The organism is Shewanella psychrotolerans (genome assembly GCF_019457595.1).
Classification (GTDB): domain Bacteria; phylum Pseudomonadota; class Gammaproteobacteria; order Enterobacterales; family Shewanellaceae; genus Shewanella; species Shewanella psychrotolerans.
Genome location: NZ_CP080419.1, coordinates 2,682,183 through 2,703,608 on the forward strand (window position 1 = coordinate 2,682,183; position 21,426 = coordinate 2,703,608).

The following is a 21,426-nucleotide window of genomic DNA, read 5'->3' on the forward strand; positions in this document are numbered from 1 at the left end:
TCCCTTGGGCTATATTGAAGTCACCTACAACTAGGCACCTTTGTGAGCACAAGCCCACACATGAAGCATTTCTAAACCAAGTGTTGCACCCGCTAAAGCCGTGATTTCAGCGCTATCATAAGCAGGAGTAACTTCCACAACATCCATACCAACGATATTCATACCACGTAGACCACGAATGATTTTCATCGCTTTATCACTGGTTAAGCCACCACAAACTGGCGTGCCAGTACCAGGAGCATAAGCTGGATCTAGACAATCAATATCAAAAGTCACATAGAGTGGCATATCGCCAACACGCTCTTTGATTTGTGCAACAATCTCATTGACCGTTAATTCGTTCGCCGTTGCCGCATCGATCACCTTAAACAGGTGGTTTTTTTGATCATACTCAGTACGAATCCCGACTTGAATTGAGCGTCCAGCATCGATAATACCTTCATTTGGCGCGTGGAAAAACATAGTGCCATGATCGTACTTACTGCCCTGACTATAGGTATCAGTATGTGCATCAAAATGTAAAAGGGCCATTTTGCCGTGCTGCTTATAGTGAGCTCGTAGCAAAGGCAAGGTCATAAAATGATCGCCACCTAAGCTCAACATCGCCTTACCAGATTCGACAACCGCGGTCGCAAACTCTTCAACTCTTTGAGTAAAGTCGGCAGAGTCACCACAGGTATAAACCAAGTCTCCCGCATCAACAATTTTAAGATGCTGGCTTAATTTAAAATCCCAAGGCCAGCGAACGTCTTCCCAGGCTAAATTAACCGATGCTTGACGTATAGCCCCGGGTCCCATACGACCACCAGCACGGCCAGTCGTTGCCATATCAAACGGTAACCCAATAACCACAACATCGGCATCGCTGTCCAGTGGTTTAAAATCCAATGGTTGTCTTAAATAACCAAATGCATTGGAATAAAGCGAATAATCAGGCTTATCTGCAATCGTGGTCATGCTTGCTCCATATCTGGGTCATAGTTCAACAGCAGCTAATTGTTCGCAAGCCAGCTCTCTGTATTGATTAATATATAGATTATCTTTGGTGTTCAACGCTAAACGGCATTGAGCTAATAGGACTGAGCATTCCATTCCATTAGCAGGCAAATGCGCGTTAAACCCTACCACATCCCAGCTTCGAGGGTTAAATATATTTAACATATTGGAGAATATATTAGACACCTGTTGGCGGTCAGCAAGATTGGTTTCAATACTGACATAAGAATTGGGCTCCTGAGGCGTAATATGCATTGTTATATAGTCATCTTGATAGATGCCATTAATTGAGTAACCGCAGGGGCTAAATAACCAATCATCGAACTTAAACTTAGGCAACAATGAGTCTAACTGCAATTGAGTCAAAATATGGCTCTTATGCTGTTGTTCACTTAACAGATAGTCAGCCAAAGCGCCTTTTATATGATACATCTGCAACGCACTAAATCGCTGCAGTGATGACAATGGTTCGCTATAAAATAAGTAGTGGTGGTGACCATCTAAATGACCAACTCGATAGGCATGGCCATCTACATATTGCTTTAATCTTATGACATCGTCTTCGAAACGACTCGTCTGCAAATGAGCGTAAAGCTCACTTTTTCGTTGGTAACTAAACCATTTTAAATGATTTACACCAACGGATTCCAAGATCTGCACACTGGTATCAATGAGGCTTGTGTTACCGCAAGTGATGAGCAAGATCTTATTTTTCCAGACAAACAGACTGGATTCACTTAATACGTATGCGTCGCAGTAATCGTTAGATATTGTTGAAAGTACCGATGCACCAGCCTTAGCTAAAGCTGTCTGCCAAAACAGATCGCCAAACTCACGTAGATTGGATGTGAACTCATCAACAACAATCTCAATACGTTTCTCTGCACCTTCAAAAAACATCGATGAATGTCACTCCTGTATCATCAGACGGTTGAAAGCCAGCTTTGAGGTTCCTCAAAGCTGGCTTTTATCGCTTTACCCTAAAACTGACACCCTTTAGGAAAAATCTTCCAAGTAAGTATAACCCTTCAAACCCACCTGAAGCTCTTCAAGAATATTAGCTCGCTCATCTTCTTGAATATGCAAATTAACTAACTCTTCATACGTGCGCATAAATGATACTGCATCAAGGTTTACGTAGCGCAATACATCGGCAACAGTATCACCAGCAAGCACTGATTCAATGTTAACCAAGCCATCGTCATCTAAACGTACAACAGCGGAATTAGTATCACCAAAGAGGTTATGCATATCACCCAAAATCTCTTGATATGCACCGACGAGGAAGAAACCGATTAAATAAGGGCTTTCGGCACTCCATGCAGGTACAGGCAAGGTCGTCTCAATACCTTGACCATCGACATATTGATCGACAATGCCATCAGAATCACAGGTAATATCTAACATCACCGCCCGACGCTCCGGTTTCTTATCTAAACCACTCAGAGGCATGACAGGGAATACTTGGTCGATCCCCCAAGCATCAGGCAATGACTGGAACAGGGAGAAATTAACAAAGAACTTGTCAGCAAGCTTCTCATTGAGTTCATCGATGATCGGACGATGGAATCGATACTTGCCACTCATCACACCTTTTAATTCATAACATACACGCAGGTTCATCTGCTCAGCCCAAGCTCTATCTGTCAGGCTCATCTGGCCCAAAGCAAATAGTGAATGAACTTCCGCGAGATCACTTTGTACATCATGATAAATTTCAATTAATGCACGCTGATCGGCTCTAGCGCTTACCTCTGTCCAAGACTGCCACATGTTTTGAAGTTGCTGTGGTGCTTCTTCACTTGGCGCATCGATATCTTCAGATTTATAGGCTTCGGTACCGATAACATCGGTAATAAGCACCGCGTGATGCGCCGTTAAATAGCGACCCGATTCCGAGATCAGTCTTGGCATGGGCTGCTCATGCTCAGTACACATATCGCGCAGGACGCTGACGATGTTATTGGCATACTCAGTCAAACCGTAGTTCATCGAATTACTACTTTGGCTACGAGTGCCATCGTAATCGACAGCCAATCCGCCACCGACGTCAAAACATTTAACGTTAGCACCCAGTTTTTGCAATTCACAGTAGAAGCGACCCGCTTCACTTACGCCGCTACGAATATCGCGAATATTGGCAATTTGAGAACCCAAGTGGAAATGCAGCAACTGTAAGCAGTCAAGCATTTGCTGCTCTTTGAGTGAGTCAATTACATTCAATACTTGGGCAGCAGACAGTCCAAATTTAGACTTTTCACCGCCGCTCGCCTGCCACTTGCCTTTACCCTGGAATGCCAAGCGTACACGCAGACCCAAACGCGGCGTTACGCCAAGCTTTTTGGCTTCTTCAAGCACCACTTTTAGCTCAGATAGCTTTTCTAGCACGATGTAGACGCTATGCCCTAGCTTTTCACCAATCAAGGCAAGACGAATATACTCGACATCTTTATAGCCGTTACAGATAATCACTGAGCTGGCTTTTTGCGCCATGGCAAGTACTGCCATAAGCTCCGGTTTACTGCCCGCCTCTAAACCTAACTGCGGTACTTCTTTAGAGACTTGGCTAGCCAAGATCTCCTCAACAACAGTTTGCTGTTGATTAACCTTAATGGGATACACAAGTAGATAATCAGATTGATAATCATACTTTTGAATCGCTTGATTAAACGCATGACAGAGACTGTTAACTCTATGATGCAGAATCTGTGGAAATCGTACTAGTACAGGTAAAGCCACGCCCGACTTAACCATATCTTTTGCTAGTTCATTTAAACCAATACTATACTCAGGATGACTCGGATCGGGGGACACCGTCACCTCACCGGCCTCACTTATGCCATAGAGCCCAGAGCTCCAATAATTTACGTTATATCCAGCATAAGCATCTTTAATAGACCAATTACTCATATTCTCTCAACCTGTCTATTTACATTTATATTCAGCAAGCTAAATGCTTACCAACACATGAATGTTATCCAATATCACGCCTTATCTAATACATAAGCCACAATATCGACACCATTTTTGGGTGTCAGCTATCGAAGTTAGTCCTCCGAGTCCCCGTCATTTCATCGCCTCAATTTAGCAAATGAGTTAGTAAAAAAAGGCGCGCAATTAAACCCTTGAAATTAATTAAATGCAAGCATGAATAATACATTAATGGATTACGACCCGTATTGCACATTTTCCTACATCGATATCCGATTTTTTGTACCAATAATCGTTATGATTTTGTTCCATTAAAAAAAAACGCTTTTAACCCATTGGAGCTAAAGCATCTCAATCAAAATTCCACTATAATCCGCTGTCGAAGTTGTTAGTCAATACCATAGAGAATCCCATGATTGAGATAGGAAAATCCTGTACCCTCGAGATCGTTAAGCAAGTCGATTTTGGTGTGTACCTTAATGCCCATGAATTAGGCCAAGTATTATTACCAAGAAAGGTCGCGCCAAAACAATTTGAAATTGGCGATAATGTAGAGGTATTTCTCTATCTTGATTCTGAAGATAAGGTCATTGCCACCACCAAGATCCCAAAAGTTCAAGTGGGGCAATTTGCCTATCTCAAGTGCATTGCAACCGGTCCATTTGGTGCGTTTCTCGATTGGGGACTCGATAAAGATCTATTCTTACCCTTTGGTGAACAGCACAAAGAAATTGAAGTCGGTCGTTCGTATTTAGTCTATGTCGATGTTAATCACGCCGACGAGCGGATTGTTGCCTCTTCTAAAATCGATAAGTTTTTAGACAAAACACCACCGCCATATCGTAATGGCCAAGAAGTGAGTCTGATCATAGGTGGCACGACAGACCTCGGCTATAAAGCCATTGTTGATAATAGCCACTGGGGCGTTATCTATAAAAATGAAGTGTTTCGCGATCTGCGTTTTGGCCAACGAGTAAAAGGATTCGTTAAACGCGTCAGAAGTGACGATAAGATAGATCTCGTACTTCAGCGCGGTGCTAAAGAGGAACTTGATAAACATGCGAATACCATTGTTATCAAGCTCAAACAAGCTGGCGGATTTTTGCCTCTTACCGACAAAACCGATGCTGAAGTAATCTATGCAGAACTAGCGATGAGTAAGAAAGCCTTTAAGAAGAGTATTGGTGGCCTTTATAAGCTGCAAAAAATCACTATTGAACAAGATGGTATTCGGTTAGTTGAAGCATAATAGCCAAAGCCATTAGTTGAACAGCAACTGGGCAGTTATTAGTCAGTAACCCGCTGACTCTGTGGATTGCCTTTGCATAAAAGCATAGCTCTGTTATAACAAGCTATGCTTTTTTTATACGGATACTTTTACTGAAATGAAACTCACCTCTCACGAAGCCCGTGTTATCGGTTGTCTGTTAGAAAAAGAGAGAACCACACCAGAACAATATCCCCTTTCGCTTAACGGTTTAACCTTAGCCTGCAATCAAAAATCCAGCAGAGAGCCGGTGGTTAGTTACACCGAATCGGATGTACAAGCGACGATCGACTCACTTAACAAAAAAAGGCTTATCTCAGAACAAAGCGGTTTCGGTTCACGTGTCGTTAAATACAAACATCGGTTTTGCAACACAGAGTTCAGCGCTCTGCAGTTAAGCTCGGCCCAAGTGGCCATTATCTGCCTACTTCTACTTCGAGGCCCGCAAACACCGGGAGAGTTACGAACACGTAGTAATCGTCTTCACACCTTTAGCGATGTCACCGAAGTTGAACATGCCCTCACGGCATTATCAGAGATGACAGAACCTTTAGTACGCCAACTGCCTAGAGACCCCGGAAAAAGAGAGTGTCGTTTTGTTGAGCTATTGAGTGAAACTTCAGAGCAAATACAAACGGAGATACCATCGCCCGCTAGCGCTACTGAGCATGAACAGCACCAAGATTCGCTTGCCGAACGGGTAAATCGTCTCGAACAAGAGGTTGCAGAACTAAAACAGTTACTCTCTACACTAACGAGTAACATTTAAAGACGATCTGACATGCACTGCTGCAACTTATCCAAATAACAAGTGTTAAGCTAGCCCTATTAATTTCAAAAAAGGGATTTATCCTTGAAAACAGTTACCCCTCGAAGTTCAATTTCAGGTGCTATATTATTAGCCAGGTTTGAACTCAAAAAAATCTTATTCAGCACTAGAGGATTAGTTGCACTTGCGGCCTTCGCTTTAGTTTGGTTTTTAATCCTTTGGTATCCAGTAAAGCACGCCTCGGTCTATCTGTTTTCGCCAGACTTTAAGCAATTACTCAGTGCGTTATTTGGTGAATCTTCCGTCAGTGAGTTGTTCTCGTGGAAAGTCGCGGAGATGGCCATATTATGGGTAGCTGCGCTTTATCTGTTTCCATTATTTAGTATTTTTGTGAGTGCCGATCAGTTTGCCTCAGACAAAACTCGTGGTACTTTTCGTTTTCTCACGCTGAGAGCCAACCGAGATACGCTGTTTTTTGGCCGCGTTGCCGGCTATCTGTTTATTCAAGCAATATTATTAGCCTTTACCCTATTCGCCACACTGTTATTAATCGCCTATAGAGATCCCAACTTACTGCCTTCAGCCGTTGGATCATCACTGTTTATTTTCGTTAACATCATGATTGTCCTCCTGCCCTACACTGCGTTAATGGCAATATTGTCGCTATATGCAAATTCAGCACGTCAGGCAACCATATACGCCATTTTATTGCTTGCCGGCATATCCATCGTTAATGGCATTATTAACTATTCCCTTCCAGGATTAAGCTCTATTTTGCAGTGGATAGTGCCCGGTGCTCAGCTATCGATGATGATCAATACCCATGGTTTTAGCAGCCTACCCATTGCCGCCATTCCATTGATTCAAGCAGCTGTATTGCTGTTATTAGGAAGAACCTACATGGCGAGGATTGCAATATGAATATCATCAGTTGTCAAAATGTCAGCAAATCATATGGCAGTAAACAAGCCCTAAACCAAGTGAGCTTTGATATTGTTCTAGGCCAAGCCGTAGCGCTCGTTGGCCCTAACGGTGCCGGTAAAACGACGTTATTCTCGTTATTATGTGGTTATATCGCGCCAACAGAGGGTGAGATAAGGATCTTGGGTCACCGACCTGGAAGCACTCCTCTATTAGGAAAAGTCTCCGCACTGCCACAAGATGCCCGTCTCGATCCCAATTTAACCGTACAGGCCCAGTTGATCCTATTTGCACAATTACAAGGATTTGACACCCAAGGCGCCAAGGCTGAATGTCAACGTGTACTCGACCTAGTTGGTCTTAGTGAAACGGCAAACCAAAAGCCTCTATCACTGAGTCATGGAATGAGTAAAAGGATCTCAATAGCACAAGCCTTAATAGGCTCACCACAACTGATATTGTTAGATGAGCCCACAGCAGGGTTAGATCCCGCTAATGCTAAAGCGATCAGAGAGCTCGTCCATTCTCACTCAAATGAAACCACCTTTGTCATTAGTTCACACAACCTTGATGAGCTCGAAAAACTATGTGACAAGGTGCTTTACCTAGACAAAGGCATGCTTAATCAATCGGTATCGATACAGGACAATCAGGCGGACGATTACCTAACCTTAGTGATGCAGCAGTGCGACAGCGACCAGCTTATTGAAACACTATCACAATGGCCGCAAGTCAAAAACGTAAAAGCTGCTCAATATAATGAGTTTGTTATCCATTATAATTTAACTAAAAGTTTTGAATTTGAAATGGCACTGCTTGAACTGTTCTCAACCCATAATTGGACTTATAGAACGCTACAGCGTGGACGCACCTTAGAAGAGAAACTTTTTTCGAAATAACAACCCAAGTGCTGATAATACAATGCCATCACGCAATGGAAAGTAACCCACTAATATAGGACCTTTATTGGTCCTATATTAGTGGGGGAGATTTACAATATTCATGTTGTCACCACTCTAGATTTAAACGTCTTGACGCTAGCTTAAAAATGCTCTACACAGCTGTTTTGCGATTAATTCAAAGCGAATGAGTGATGATGGTTGCTCCTTTATTAGGCCACACACCCCATAGATCCATTTCAGCATCCGCGAAGTTTAGCGTAAAAATATTTATAACTGGGATGGGAAAACAAGCTGAATGAGAGATTATTGTAGAACAGACTGATAAGTTATAACGTCGCTATTTAGCAAATATTAGGATTTCAGATACAAAAAAAGAGCCACGATAAATCGTAGCCCTTACTATTATTTTTAGTAGCTAATGCTACTAAAGGTCAGCTTAAAGAACAGTTACGTTCTCAGCTTGTGGACCTTTTTGACCTTGAGTCACAGTGAACTGCACTTTCTGACCTTCGTCAAGAGTTTTGAAACCGTCAGAGTTGATCGCACGGAAGTGTACGAAAACGTCTGGGCCAGACTCTTGCTCGATAAAACCAAAACCTTTGTCAGAGTTGAACCACTTAACAACGCCAGTAACTTGAGACATGATATAAATCCTGTAACTAAATAAAATAAAGCCTTAAACGGCAGTAGAGCTGGAAAATGCCGGTATTACTTATGTTAACAGGACGAACTGGTCGTATTGAACACATAAAGTTAAGCCCAACCTTCAAGCTCCAATCACTATAAATCATTCTGACAGTATGTCAACAACCATTGAAGGTCAAAATTCCTATTTTTACTTAAATTTCTGTCAGTTGTTACAAAACAATCAATATAAAATTTGTATAAAAACACTAACCACCGATCAAGGAGAAAAAATAGATAATTTAAACAATGGCTAACAGGTTAGCAGGCCTGAAAAACTTCAATCTTAAAATCTAACTCGCACCTGAAATCTTTCATTGTTAATGCTTGCTTTTGTTCAGCATTAAATTTCCAATTGTAAGGTGTCATCGCCAAAAAATGCTGAATATCGACAGCATCAGATAACTGTAAAACCTGCTGTACACGTTCAGTATGAAGCAGTTTAAACCCCTCTATCTCACTCACGATATCTGGATGTGGTCTCGGGTGCTCATAAATCAACTCCTTTAACGCAAAGTGGTGCTGTGGTCCCGCAGAAACGGTGATCAAAATTGCATCGTCTTTCGCCACGCGCCTTAGCTCACAGTCGAGAGACGGTGCGTATATTCTCAACATAAAATCAAAACTATTGTCATCGAAGGGCATTTCAAAACTACTCGCCACACAAAAATCGATCTCTCGATAACGTTTTGCCGCATATTTCAGTGCCGATTTAGAGATATCGACTCCATTAAGCGCAAAATCACCTCGCGACATCATATCTTGTTGCAATCGATGAGAGTAGTAACCTTCACCACAGCCGATATCCAGCCCTTGTTTAGCATTGGGTGCAAACTCAATTGCTAACAAATTTACTCTATCGCTCATCGCCTGATAGTAGCCCTTATTTAGAAACTCTCTACGGGCAAACATCATCTCTTTATTATCACCAGGGTCTTTTGAACGTTTTTTCTGGACAGGCAAAAGGTTGACGTAACCCTCTTTCGCACGGTCGAATCGATGGTTCTTACTACAAGACCAAGTTGTTTGATTAAGGCATAAGGGTTGCGAACAAATTGGGCAACGATAATTCATGGTATTTTCCGAAAAAACTTTTAGACAATATTAAGAAGAGTGTTACTCGTTCTCATCAACAAACATCTGCTCAACCATCGCATTTAGTTCGGGCGGCGAAAGTAACCGATAGGACTCTATTTTACGCTGTAACACCTCTATATCATCCTCATAATTGGCAGCATATTGCCAATTAACTCGCTCTAAGGATTGGTGATATTGGCGTGAAATCAACTGTTTCCGGCGAAGTAATTGGGTGTCAAGGTTAGTGACTTCGTTCAGCAGCGTACGATAATCATGAATTTGTCGCTCATTAACAAATGCTCGTAACTCATTTCTAACAATTTCAATTTCACTAATTTCAAGCAGCAGCTTCTCTGCATTCAATAGCAGATCAGGCTCCCGCGCCAAAATAGCATTTGCACGACGAAGTTCTTTCGGTGCGCCAAACAATCTTAAATCGCGCTCTAATTCTATTAGTTGCCATTTCTTATCGAATAACGGCAAAAAATTAACACTTGCTTGCTCGTAACTGATCTTAATCACCAGCCCTTGGCGCAACAAGCTCACACAGATAGCTGGTGAATAACCAATAGCATTGAATAAGCGAACACCTTGCCCTGAGGTTCGGTTAATTTGCTCAGCAGTACTACTATTATTTACCTCACCAATAAAAGTAGATTGAATGTCGAGTTTAAGAAAAGGATGAATACGAGCGAGCAAACTAACCCGATCATAGGTACTTTCGACTACCACCCACTCAGCAATATGCCCTCCTGTTGTCTGTAACAAGCTATGGTCACTTGCTGAATCACTCAGGGTCAAAACCAAATATCCGTCTTGAGGTAATTCAATCAGTTGTGGCTGGGTAAGTAACGACTCAAACATGAAGGTTTCCTATACATTAAGCCTCATTGTACCTAGTATGGATTTGTCCTGCCAACTTTAAAAACGACAATATTCAGTTAAATAGCGATTAATTTAGCATGATAATGGCACTCTAGAGTTTGTCGATGCTATGATAGAACACAATATTCATTGTGTAATTTCCCCTATGTCATCAAGTAATTCAGCGAGTATCTTTTGGCACGACTACGAAACTTTTGGCGCAAATCCGGCAAAAGATAGGCCTTCACAATTTGCTGGTGTCCGTACCGATTTAGACCTCAATATCATTTCAGAACCGGTGACTTTTTATTGTAAAGTTGCAAATGACTATTTGCCGTCGCCAGAAGCGATTCTAATCACAGGTATCACACCGCAACTCGCAAATATGAAAGGCGTTCCTGAATCAGAGTTTATGGGAAAGGTGCATGAGTTATTTTCAGTGCCCAATACCTGTGTTGCTGGCTACAACTCCCTAAGGTTCGATGATGAAATTACCCGTTACGGTTTTTACCGCAATTTCTTCGATCCTTATGCAAGAGAGTGGCAACAGGGAAACTCACGTTGGGACATTATCGATCTCGTCAGAGCGTGTTATGCATTAAGACCTGAAGGCATCAACTGGCCGACTAAAGAGGATGGTACGCCAAGCTTTAAACTTGAGCACCTGACCCAAGCTAATAATCTCAGCCATGAAAAAGCACACGATGCGATGTCCGATGTTTATGCCACCATTGATATAGCGAAACTGATTAAACAGCAGCAACCTAAGCTATTCGATTATTACTTTAATCTGCGCAAGAAGAACGAAGTCAGCAAGCTTATTGACGTACTGAATATGCAACCTATGCTGCATGTCAGTTCAAAAATCAGTGCATTAAATGGATGCACCACGCTGATCGCTCCCGTTGCACATCATAGTACTAATAAAAATGCCATTATATGTGTCAATTTGGCTATGGACATTACCCCGCTAATTGAACTTGACGTTGAGCAGATAAAGCAGCGTATGTATACGCCCCGCGCTGATTTAGCCCCCGATGAGCTACCTATTGGCCTAAAACAAATTCATATCAATAAGTGCCCCTTTTTAGCCCCTGCAAAAAGTCTTACCGATGAAAATGCACAGCGATTATCAATAGATAAAGATTTTGCACGTGAGCAATATAAACGATTAAGACAACATCCTGAGATTAGAGAAAAACTCGTTGCAGTGTTCGACACCGATCATAGCAATGAAATATCAGATCCTGATTTACAACTTTATAGTGGCGGCTTCTTTAGCAGCGCAGACAAAAATAAGATGGAGATAATCCGCCATACTCAGCCACACAATCTTGCAGCGCTCGATCTGCATTTTGATGATCCTAGACTTAAAGAGATGTTGTTTAGATATCGTGGCCGTAATTATCCCGAAACCTTTGATGATTCAGAGCAATATCGCTGGCGAGAGTTTTGCCAGCAAAGACTCAATGATCCCGATTACCTGCTTAGATTAGAAACCTTGCTTAATGAAACCGATGGCGATGAAGAAAAACAGAAATTATTACAGGCTCTATGTCATTATCTTAGCCATTTGTAGTCGAAACATCAGATGAAATGGGATCTGAATCCCACTATCGTGGTAACTTAGTTACTAGAATGATTTTCCAATAGCTTAACAATTAAGGATAAAGCTGATGCAAGATAGATTTATTCACTGCATAGCTCAACTGCCATCAGAATTGGCAGACAAGTTGGTGCCAATTCTGAACGAAGATTTTGCAGGTCATATCGACGCGCAACAGATTGCCGATTTGGCGGCAGCAACGCAGTTACCTGTCGATGAACTACTGTTAAAATTATTGCCGATTGCGGCGGCGCTGGCTAAACCACCAATCAGTGAGTTTTATGTAGGTGCAATCGCCAAAGGTAAAAGTGGCGATATCTATATGGGTGGTAATATGGAGTTAAGTGGTGAAGCTCTATTTCATAGTGTTCATGCCGAGCAAAGCGCTATTAGTCACGCTTGGTTAAGTGGTGAAACTGCAATCGAAGATATCATTGTTAATGAATCTCCTTGCGGCCATTGTCGTCAGTTTATGAATGAGCTTGTTTCTGGTCAGACAATAAAGATCCACCTCCCAAGCCAGGGAGCGAAGCCTTTATCGCACTATTTGCCCTATGCATTTGGACCAAGCGATCTCAATATTACCAAGCCATTACTTTCTAAGCAGGTACATGAGTTTTCATTAGACAGCTCAGACCCTATGATCATTGAAGCGCTTGATCATGCAAGTTTAAGCTACGCTCCCTACACTGAGAGCTATGCTGCTGTAGTATTAGAAACTAAAGATGGGCAAACATTCTGCGGTCGTTATGCCGAAAGTGCCGCGTTTAACCCATCGATGTTACCAATGCAAATGGCACTATCTGCGATGGTTCGTCATAATCGTGACTTTAGTGAAATCAACCGCGCAGTGTTAGTCGAATCCAGCCAAGGAAAAATTTCCCTCGTTGGAGCAACCATGGATGCGTTACACGCTGCTGCGGCTGTTGAACTAGAGCATATTGTGATCGATCCTGTTTAGTTATATTAGATAACGGCTCGCTTTTATTAAAAAGAAGCCACTATTAAATAAAAAAGGGCTGCGCTGCAGTCCTTTTTCATTTTCAATATCATGCTGACTAGTTACGATGTCTTTCTAAACGAGAGAGTAAACTAGACGTATCCCAACGCTGACCGCCGCTAGCTTGCACATCACTATAAAACTGATCAACCAGCGCAGTTAATGGTAATTGTGAACCATTTCGTCTCGCTTCATCCAGTGCGATGCCTAAATCTTTACGCATCCAATCAACAGCAAAACCAAAGTTATATTCACCTTGCCACATCGTCTGATAACGATTTTCCATCTGCCAAGATTGCGCAGCACCTTTGCTAATAACCTCGATAACCTTTTCACCATCAAGGCCAGCGCTACGAGCAAAATGTAGGCCTTCAGCCAGTCCTTGCACTACTCCAGCGATACAGATTTGATTAACCATTTTAGTGAGTTGCCCACTACCCACCTCACCTAACAACTCAGAACATCGAGCATAGGCTTGCATAATAAGTTTAGCTGAATCAAAAACGGCTTGCTCACCACCCACCATAATGGTCAACATGCCATTCTCTGCGCCAGCTTGACCACCAGAAACCGGAGCATCAATAAAACCAACGCCTTTTGTCGCAGCAATAGCAGCGATCTCTCTAGCCACATCAGCCGACGCAGTGGTGTGATCAACTAATATCGAACCCGCTTCCATCCCATTAAGTGCACCCTGCTCACCAATTAAAACTGAGCGTAAGTCATCATCGTTACCGACGCAGACAAAAACATACTCCTGCCCTTTTGCAGCATCTAAGGGAGTCTCTTTAAACTGACCATTAAATTCTTCTGCCCACGCAGCGGCTTTTACGGTTGTGCGGTTATATACGGTAACTTCATGGCCCTGTTTAACCAAGTGTCCAGCCATGGGATACCCCATGACGCCTAATCCTAAAAATGCGACCTTTGCCATTTGTAGTCCTATCTATTTATTAATGAATATCATTCTAACCGTTGATTAAACGGCCATATTTTGCGGGGGTACTTGCGCATTATAACGCTAACGCGAAATGAATACGCTTGTCGAACACTGAAAAATTGATTCCAATATGCATCATCAGTCAGTATCTCGCAATGATTCTTAGTGAACTTAAGCTTTGAGGTAAATTGAATCTCAATACCAAACTTATTATGATTTTTAGATACTGGGAACACTGCACCAGTGTTAATAAAGAAGCAAAATCGATAATAACTGGATGATAAAAAGTGATAATCAGACAGTAAAAAAGGTGCTAATCGCACCTTTCATTTTTCCCGTATTTCCATATAGATAAATTTATGGCTTAAGATGCGCTTCCATTTCTGCACCAATTTTTTTACGCATCTCCATTAAACGAACAGCCGAGTCTCGAATCTCTTTATCCGCTTCTGTAGTGGGAATCCATTCTGGCACTTCAGTCGGCTGTCCCTCATCATCGACAGCCACCATAATCACCACACAATGAGTAGTTAAATGACGCTCAAGATTCTTAGGATCACCAGCCTTTACATCTATTCCTAAATGCATCGAGGTTCGCCCGGTATAAACCACTTTGGCACTAACCTCTACAATATTACCTACGTGTATTGGCTTAACAAATCGGATACCACCAGCATAAACGGTAATACAATACTTACCGCTCCATCCTGCTGCACAGGCATAAGCGGCCAAATCGATCCACTTCATTACTGCACCGCCATGCACCTTGCCACCAAAGTTGACATCTGCAGGCTCCGCTAAAAAACGTAAAGTAATACCTCTTTCTTTTCCTGCCATTTGCATCTACTCATTAGAATCACTTAACTAGAGTGTACTGTAAATAAACTAACGCGAATATCTAATTACACAGTAAATTATATTGCTACCTATATCTTGATGAAAAATATGATCAGGTTCAAGAAGTTAACTGTACAACTCGTACTCTTGATGAAAATCAGAATTCTCTCAAATTAAGCAAGACGTCAAACTCAGCCGAAAGCCATCACTGATAAACATAATATGATGACAATAGGTAATACTAGACATAAAAAAAGCACCTAAAGGTGCTTTTTTTATGTCTAGTAACTTATTCACCACGTTTAAATAGCAAGGAACCATTTGTTCCGCCAAAGCCAAACGAGTTACATAACGCATAATCAAAAGTATGCTTACGTGCGACATGAGGAACAAAGTCTAAATCACACCCTTCATCTGGATTATCGAGATTCAGTGTCGGGGGCACGATTTGATCGCGAAGCGCTAGCAGAGTAATAATCGCTTCAACCGAACCAGCTGCACCTAAAAGGTGTCCTGTCATCGATTTTGTAGAGCTAACCAGTAGGTTGTAAGCATGCTGCTCAAACACAGATTTAACTGCTGCGACTTCAGCTTTATCACCTGCTGGTGTAGAAGTACCGTGAGCATTGATATAACCAACTTGCGTCTTCTCAATGCCTGCATCTTTAATCGCATTTTCCATCGCCGCCGCAGCACCAGCGCCATCAGCAGGAGGAGAAGTCATATGAAATGCGTCCCCACTCATACCAAAACCAACGAGTTCACCGTAAATGGTCGCGCCACGAGCCTTTGCATGCTCATATTCTTCCATCACCATCACGCCAGCGCCATCACCAATAACAAATCCGTCACGATCTTTGTCCCACGGACGGCTTGCCGCGGTAGGGTCATCGTTACGAGTAGAAAGTGCTTTCGCTGAGCCAAAGCCACCCACAGCTAATGGACAAGTCACATCTTCTGCTCCACCGGCAATCATCACATCTGCATCACCGTAGGCGATTGTACGTGCGGCAAAACCGATGTTGTGAACACCTGTAGTACAAGCTGTCGTTACCGCAAAATTAGGACCGGTCATGCCGTACTTAATCGAGAGATGACCCGCTACCATATTGATAATGGTACTTGGCACAAAAAATGGTGAAATTTTACGAGGACCACCTTTTAACAATGCAGAATGCGCAGCCTCAATCAGAGGCATACCGCCCATTCCTGCACCGATAGCAGTGCCGACACGGGAAGGATCTTCCTGTTCCATGTTCAGGCCTGCATCTTCAATCGCTTGAATACCTGCCGCCATACCGTACTGGATAAAAAGATCCATCTTACGCGCTTCTTTCTTCGGCAAATATTGCTCTACATCAAAATCTTTAACTGAGCCACTGAAGCGAGTAGAAAATTCAGTTGCATCAAATTTTGTGATCGGCTCAATACCGCTTTGTCCTGAGATTAATGCCTTCCAGGACGTATCTACGGTATTGCCTACAGGAGTGACGAGACCCAGACCTGTTACGACTACACGACGTTTAGACACGTTTTCACCTTCTGACTAAAGTAATGATTATTATCTCTTTAAAGAGGTAATTTATATGATTAATTGAATAATTTAAAACACGAAAGGGCAAAGTTACCTATGCACTCCTTGAGTGCCAATTATTATCAATAAGCTCAAACAAAAACAGGCAGCATAAATGCTGCCTGTTTTTTAGAATTCAGTATTACTGATTCTTAGAAACGTAATCGATCGCTGCTTGAACAGTAGTGATCTTTTCAGCTTCTTCATCAGGGATCTCAGTGTCGAACTCTTCTTCTAGAGCCATTACCAACTCAACGGTGTCCAGAGAATCTGCACCTAGGTCGTCAACGAAAGATGCTGCTGGTTTAACGTCTTCTTCTTTAACGCCCAGTTGCTCGATAATGATTTTCTTTACACGTTCTTCGATGTTGCTCATTAGTTTTCTTTCCTATTCAAATTACGCACTTGCGTAAGATTGCGAGTAGTTTATTCAATTTGGCACACAATGCAAGCTTAACTTTTGTGGTCTAACCACAAAATCTACGTAAACTTACACCAAAATTCAATAAAAAATCAGTTAGTTATTTTAACTAACGCTTAAACCATGTACATGCCGCCGTTTACATGGAGAGTTTCCCCTGTGATGTAAGCAGCTGAATCCGAGGATAAAAATAGAACAGCATTGGCAATTTCTTGCGGCTGCCCTAGTCGCTCCATCGGAACTTGGGACATGATACCTTGTTGCTGCTCTTCAGTCAGCTCATCTGTCATATCAGTCTGGATAAATCCAGGAGCAATAGCATTCACTGTTATTTGACGAGATGCAACCTCTCTTGCAAGAGATTTTGTAAATCCAATCAAACCCGCTTTGGCTGCACAGTAGTTCGTTTGACCTGCATTGCCCATGGTACCTACAACTGAACCAATATTGATTATGCGACCATTACGCTTTTTCATCATAGAGCGCATAACCTGTTTAGAGGTGCGATAAAGTGAATTAAGGTTAGTATCAATGATATCTAGCCACTCATCTTCCTTCATTCGCATTAACAAATTGTCACGCGTTATACCTGCATTATTGACTAGAATATCAACATCACCAGCTTTTTCTTTGATCGAGGCAAACAATTGAGCAATTGAATCACTATCTGTAACATTAAGTACCAGACCGTGACCTTTATCACCTAAATATTCTTGAATAGCTGCAGCGCCACGTTCACTTGTAGCGGTACCGATAACAGTAGCACCTGCCTGCACCAATGTCTGAGCAACAGCGCGGCCAATACCACGACTTGCTCCGGTCACTAGAGCAACTTTGCCGGTTAAATCAATAGTAAAACTCATTAATAACTCCTTTATTCGCTTAATGCTGCAACAGAAGCTGGATCATTAGCTACTTTAGCACTCAGCGATCGATTAATTCTTTTGGCAAGACCAGTCAGTACCTTACCTGGACCTACCTCGACTAATATCGTAACGTCATCAGCAGCCATTGCTTCTACTGTCTCAGACCATCGAACTGGACAATATAATTGACGCACAAGTGCGTCTTTTATCGCGTCAGCAGTTACAGGTGCAGCAACATCAACGTTGTTGATCACCTTTATTTGCGGTTCTGAAAACGGAATATTCACTAATGCTTCAGCGAGCTTTTCCGCTGCAGGTTTCATTAATTGACAATGAGAAGGCACGCTTACAGGCAATGCCACCGCCATTTTTGCCCCAGCCTCTTTACACGCAGCTGCTGCACGCTCTACAGCGTATTTCTCACCTGCAATAACGACTTGTCCTGGGCTATTAAAATTAACTGGACTAACGATAGCACCTTGAGCAGCGTCGTCACAGGCAGTTTGAATAGCATCATTATCTAGCCCAATAATCGCAAACATAGCACCAGTGCCAGCAGGCACCGCTTGTTGCATCAGCTGACCGCGAAGTTCAACCAATTTAACCGCATCAGCAAAATCGATAACGCCAGCACATACTAAAGCTGAATACTCACCCAAACTGTGACCAGCTAATACATCAGGTTTCGCGGCATTAGTTGCATTAATTGCGCGCCAAATGGCAACACTCGCGGTAAGTAATGCAGGCTGAGTTTTATCTGTTTGATTCAAACTTTCTGCAGGACCGTCTTGCACCAATTGCCATAGGTCGTAGCCTAATACTTGACTTGCCTCATTAAAGGTCTGTCCAACAATCTCATGCTCTGCGGCTAAATCAGCCAGCATTCCTACGGCCTGAGAACCTTGTCCAGGAAACACATAAGCAATCTTTTCCATTTTTTATACCTTTGCTAAATCAATGTATTGTATAGGAAACAATACTAAAAACGAACTAATGCACTGCCCCAAGCAAAACCAGCACCGAAAGCCTCTAATAGCAATAGCTGCCCCCGCTTAATACGCCCATCACGAACGGCTTCATCTAATGCGATTGGCACAGATGCCGCAGAGGTGTTACCGTGTTTCGCTAAAGTTAACACCACTTTATCTAAGCTCATGTCTAACTTTTTCGCGGTGGCTTTAATGATACGGAAGTTAGCTTGATGTGGCACCAACCAGTCAATTTCAGACTTGTCGATCTGATTAATACGTAGCGTCTCGGTAACCACATGAGAAAGTTGAGTTACCGCAACTTTAAACACGTCATTGCCTTTCATCGTCATATAACCCACGGCTTCTGATGTTTCACCAGCTCTGGGAGGAAATGAACACTTTAATAGATCACCTTGACGACCATCGGCATAAATATGCGTAGACAAGATACCAGGCCTATCAGAAGCGCCAATAACAGCCGCTCCAGCACCATCACCAAATAAGATAATTGTTGAGCGATCATCTGGTTCACAAAGACGTGACAGTACATCGGCGCCAATGACTAACACTTTTTTAGCCGCACCGGTTTTAACAAATTGATCTGCTACCGACAACGCATAAACGAAACCAGAACATGCGGCTGCAATATCAAAAGCAGGAATAGTATGAACACCTAATAGGGCTTGGATTTCACATGCTGCTGCAGGAAATGCATTACTGGCACTAGTGGTGCCGCAAACAATCATGTCTAACTCGCTAGCGTCAATACCCGCCATCTCAAGCGCCTTTAGTGCCGCTTGATAACCCATGGTTGATACTGATTCATCATTGGCCGCTATTCTGCGCTCTGAGATACCGGTACGTTCAACAATCCATTGATCACTGGTTTCCACCATCTTTTCCAGATCGAGATTGCTACGGACTTGCGCTGGCAAATAACTACCAGTTCCGAGAATTTTTGTATGCATAAGGAGATATCAGTTATTTATGTCTAAAAGGATCGACTCAAGACGTTCTTCAATCATCTTGGGAAGTCGACGTTGTGCTTCGGTCACTGCCAAACTAATTGCTTGTAAATAGGCAGATTGATCCGCACTTCCATGACTTTTTACTACAATTCCGCGCAATCCTATCAGACTTGCCCCATTATAGTGGTCGGGGTTCATCTGATTTAAAACACTATTAATGCGCGGCGCGATTAATTTGGCCATTAATCGAACAAAAAAGCCTTGGGTTAATCCCTTCTTTAACTGATGGACGAGGAGCCTTGCGATCCCCTCTGAAGTTTTAAGTGTGATGTTACCAACAAAGCCATCGCAAACAATAACATCAACATTTCCAGAATAGATATCATCGCCTTCGATAAACCCAGTGTAATTGAGTTGCGGCGATTGTTGCAGTAATTGCCCTGCTTGCTGAACCTGATCATTACCCTTGATCTCTTCAATACCGACATTAAGTAAAGCGACTTTCGGAGAGGCATTTTTATCAACGGCTTCACAAAGCACCGATCCCATCACGGCAAACTGAAACAAGGTTTCACTGCAACATGATACGTTAGCTCCAAGATCAAGCAGATAAACGGGTTTATGATTCACCGCAGGTAAACAGCTAACCAATGCAGGCCGGTCAATGCCTGGAAGCGTTTTTAGTAATACCTTAGAAATCGCCATTAATGCGCCAGTATTACCAGCACTTAAACAGGCTTGAGCTTTATTATCACGGACTAATTCGATAGCAAGGCGCATTGAACTTTGCTTGCAATTACGCAAAGCATGCACAGGCCTATCGCTCATTTTAACGACTTCAGTCGTATGAAGTATCTCAACCCGAGACAATAAAGAAGATTCACATTGGCTTAATAGCGGCTCAATTTGAGACCTATCGCCAACTAACGTGACATTGAGAAAGGGATATAAGCGAAGTGCCTGCAGGGTTGCAGGCACTGTGATGCAGGGGCCAAAATCGCCCCCCATCGCATCTAACGCAAGCGTCAGATCAGTCATTAAATTATCAACAAATTACTTGTTGATAACCTTTTGACCGCGGTAGAAACCGTCTGCAGTCACATTGTGACGACGGTGTAGTTCACCACTCGTTGCATCCACAGATAGTTGAGCGGTGCTCAATGAATCGTGTGAACGGCGCATACCGCGCTTTGAACGAGATTTTTTATTCTGTTGTACAGCCATTTGACCTGTCTCCTAGATTACTTGCTCTTCAGTTTTTCTAACACTGCAAACGGATTTGGACGCTCCTCTTGAGCGGGTTCAATCTCGCCTACGACTATATCTTGATCACCTTCGCTGCAACTATCGTCAACATGCTTTGGGATCAAAGGCATAGCAACTATCAATTCATCTTCAATCAATTGATGCAGACGAACTTCACCTATCTCATTGCACTCAATAGGGTCATACGCATCCGGGAGCTCATCGATTTCTGCTTCAGACCCGCAAGGGCTAAAACAAAACTCGACCGTAACCTCAGTAGTAAATAGTGTCATACAACGTTGACAATTCAGAGTGAGCTCCGTCACAGCCTTCCCTTTCAGGTAGACTATCCCCTGTATATCCACGTTACATTCAAGCGACACTGCCACATCGGAACAGTCGCCGGCACATAACTCATTTAATCGCTTTAACTGCACACCAGGAATCATGCCTTCATAAGAAAGCTTGCTTGCCGCCGCGCGGTTTGGATCAATTGAAACCGGTATCTTTACTGTTTGCATAAGGCGCGCATATTATAGTTTGAATTACTCGGAGTCAAAGGAAAATTTACTACCTTTAAGGATCAAG

22 protein-coding genes are annotated in these 21,426 nt (G+C 42.6%); 6 read left to right on the top strand and 16 right to left on the bottom strand.

Going from position 1 to position 21,426, the window contains the following annotated elements; genetic code table 11:
* Window positions 1–30 precede the first annotated feature (30 nt).
* From speB to speA, 3 genes are all read right to left on the bottom strand, one after another.
* Window positions 31–957, bottom strand: coding sequence for an agmatinase (gene speB, locus K0I62_RS11735; RefSeq protein ID WP_220068322.1), 927 nt, complete (start codon window positions 955–957; stop codon window positions 31–33).
* 18 nt (window positions 958–975) lie between these two features.
* On the bottom strand, window positions 976–1,896 hold the full coding sequence (locus tag K0I62_RS11740) for an adenosylmethionine decarboxylase (RefSeq protein ID WP_220068323.1): 921 nt from the start codon (window positions 1,894–1,896) through the stop codon (window positions 976–978).
* 96 nt (window positions 1,897–1,992) lie between these two features.
* On the bottom strand, window positions 1,993–3,906 hold the full coding sequence (gene speA, locus K0I62_RS11745) for a biosynthetic arginine decarboxylase (protein WP_220068324.1): 1,914 nt from the start codon (window positions 3,904–3,906) through the stop codon (window positions 1,993–1,995).
* A gap of 433 nt (window positions 3,907–4,339) precedes the next feature.
* Here speA and K0I62_RS11750 point away from each other — a divergent pair, with 433 nt between their 5' ends.
* The 4 genes from K0I62_RS11750 (at window position 4,340) to K0I62_RS11765 (ending at window position 7,783) form a co-directional block, all read left to right on the top strand.
* Entirely contained in the window at window positions 4,340–5,176 is an 837-nt protein-coding gene (locus K0I62_RS11750; RefSeq protein ID WP_220068325.1) for a CvfB family protein, read from the top strand.
* A gap of 136 nt (window positions 5,177–5,312) precedes the next feature.
* On the top strand, window positions 5,313–5,963 hold the full coding sequence (locus K0I62_RS11755; protein WP_220068326.1) for a YceH family protein: 651 nt from the start codon (window positions 5,313–5,315) through the stop codon (window positions 5,961–5,963).
* Window positions 5,964–6,047: 84 nt separating this feature from the next.
* A complete protein-coding gene (locus tag K0I62_RS11760; RefSeq protein ID WP_220068327.1) occupies window positions 6,048–6,884 on the top strand; it encodes an ABC transporter permease subunit in 837 nt (278 codons plus the stop codon).
* Window positions 6,881–7,783: an ABC transporter ATP-binding protein gene (locus tag K0I62_RS11765; RefSeq protein ID WP_220068328.1), complete on the top strand. Its 903-nt coding sequence runs from the start codon at window positions 6,881–6,883 to the stop codon at window positions 7,781–7,783. The genes K0I62_RS11760 and K0I62_RS11765 overlap by 4 nt, the downstream gene beginning before the upstream one ends.
* Window positions 7,784–8,222: 439 nt before the next feature.
* On the opposite strand, the gene K0I62_RS11770 is transcribed toward K0I62_RS11765, so the two are convergent.
* From K0I62_RS11770 to K0I62_RS11780, 3 genes are all read right to left on the bottom strand, one after another.
* On the bottom strand, window positions 8,223–8,429 hold the full coding sequence (locus K0I62_RS11770) for a cold-shock protein (RefSeq protein WP_028764848.1): 207 nt from the start codon (window positions 8,427–8,429) through the stop codon (window positions 8,223–8,225).
* 302 nt (window positions 8,430–8,731) lie between these two features.
* Window positions 8,732–9,544 carry a 23S rRNA (guanine(745)-N(1))-methyltransferase gene (gene rlmA, locus K0I62_RS11775; protein ID WP_220068329.1) on the bottom strand — a complete coding sequence of 271 codons (813 nt, stop codon included), beginning with the start codon at window positions 9,542–9,544 and terminating at the stop codon, window positions 8,732–8,734.
* A 42-nt stretch (window positions 9,545–9,586) separates the two neighbouring features.
* A complete protein-coding gene (locus K0I62_RS11780) occupies window positions 9,587–10,411 on the bottom strand; it encodes a hypothetical protein (protein ID WP_220068330.1) in 825 nt (274 codons plus the stop codon).
* 166 nt (window positions 10,412–10,577) lie between these two features.
* Here K0I62_RS11780 and sbcB point away from each other — a divergent pair, with 166 nt between their 5' ends.
* Window positions 10,578–11,990, top strand: a complete 1,413-nt coding sequence (gene sbcB / locus K0I62_RS11785; RefSeq protein WP_220068331.1) for an exodeoxyribonuclease I — start codon at window positions 10,578–10,580, stop codon at window positions 11,988–11,990.
* A 97-nt stretch (window positions 11,991–12,087) separates the two neighbouring features.
* The gene (cdd, locus tag K0I62_RS11790; RefSeq protein ID WP_220068332.1) at window positions 12,088–12,978 is read left to right on the top strand and encodes a cytidine deaminase; all 891 of its coding nucleotides are present in this window, start codon (window positions 12,088–12,090) and stop codon (window positions 12,976–12,978) included.
* A gap of 97 nt (window positions 12,979–13,075) precedes the next feature.
* Here the strand turns inward: cdd and K0I62_RS11795 are convergent, their stop codons facing one another.
* The 10 genes from K0I62_RS11795 to yceD all read right to left on the bottom strand — a co-directional run bounded on the left by K0I62_RS11795 (window position 13,076) and on the right by yceD (window position 21,359).
* Window positions 13,076–13,951, bottom strand: a complete 876-nt coding sequence (locus K0I62_RS11795; RefSeq protein WP_220068333.1) for an NAD(P)-dependent oxidoreductase — start codon at window positions 13,949–13,951, stop codon at window positions 13,076–13,078.
* Window positions 13,952–14,314: 363 nt separating this feature from the next.
* Entirely contained in the window at window positions 14,315–14,794 is a 480-nt protein-coding gene (locus K0I62_RS11800; RefSeq protein ID WP_220068334.1) for an acyl-CoA thioesterase, read from the bottom strand.
* A gap of 289 nt (window positions 14,795–15,083) precedes the next feature.
* Complete coding sequence (gene fabF, locus K0I62_RS11805) at window positions 15,084–16,325, bottom strand: beta-ketoacyl-ACP synthase II (RefSeq protein ID WP_220068335.1); 1,242 nt, start codon at window positions 16,323–16,325, stop codon at window positions 15,084–15,086.
* 184 nt (window positions 16,326–16,509) lie between these two features.
* The gene (gene acpP / locus K0I62_RS11810; RefSeq protein WP_011865403.1) at window positions 16,510–16,743 is read right to left on the bottom strand and encodes an acyl carrier protein; all 234 of its coding nucleotides are present in this window, start codon (window positions 16,741–16,743) and stop codon (window positions 16,510–16,512) included.
* Between the two features lie 161 nt (window positions 16,744–16,904).
* The gene (gene fabG / locus K0I62_RS11815; RefSeq protein ID WP_220068336.1) at window positions 16,905–17,651 is read right to left on the bottom strand and encodes a 3-oxoacyl-ACP reductase FabG; all 747 of its coding nucleotides are present in this window, start codon (window positions 17,649–17,651) and stop codon (window positions 16,905–16,907) included.
* 11 nt (window positions 17,652–17,662) lie between these two features.
* A complete protein-coding gene (gene fabD / locus K0I62_RS11820; RefSeq protein ID WP_220068337.1) occupies window positions 17,663–18,589 on the bottom strand; it encodes an ACP S-malonyltransferase in 927 nt (308 codons plus the stop codon).
* 44 nt (window positions 18,590–18,633) lie between these two features.
* Complete coding sequence (locus tag K0I62_RS11825) at window positions 18,634–19,593, bottom strand: beta-ketoacyl-ACP synthase III (RefSeq protein ID WP_220068338.1); 960 nt, start codon at window positions 19,591–19,593, stop codon at window positions 18,634–18,636.
* A gap of 9 nt (window positions 19,594–19,602) precedes the next feature.
* The gene (plsX, locus tag K0I62_RS11830; protein WP_220068339.1) at window positions 19,603–20,631 is read right to left on the bottom strand and encodes a phosphate acyltransferase PlsX; all 1,029 of its coding nucleotides are present in this window, start codon (window positions 20,629–20,631) and stop codon (window positions 19,603–19,605) included.
* A 15-nt stretch (window positions 20,632–20,646) separates the two neighbouring features.
* Entirely contained in the window at window positions 20,647–20,817 is a 171-nt protein-coding gene (gene rpmF / locus K0I62_RS11835) for a 50S ribosomal protein L32 (protein WP_020913118.1), read from the bottom strand.
* 17 nt (window positions 20,818–20,834) lie between these two features.
* Complete coding sequence (gene yceD, locus K0I62_RS11840) at window positions 20,835–21,359, bottom strand: 23S rRNA accumulation protein YceD (protein WP_220061216.1); 525 nt, start codon at window positions 21,357–21,359, stop codon at window positions 20,835–20,837.
* Window positions 21,360–21,426 lie beyond the last annotated feature (67 nt).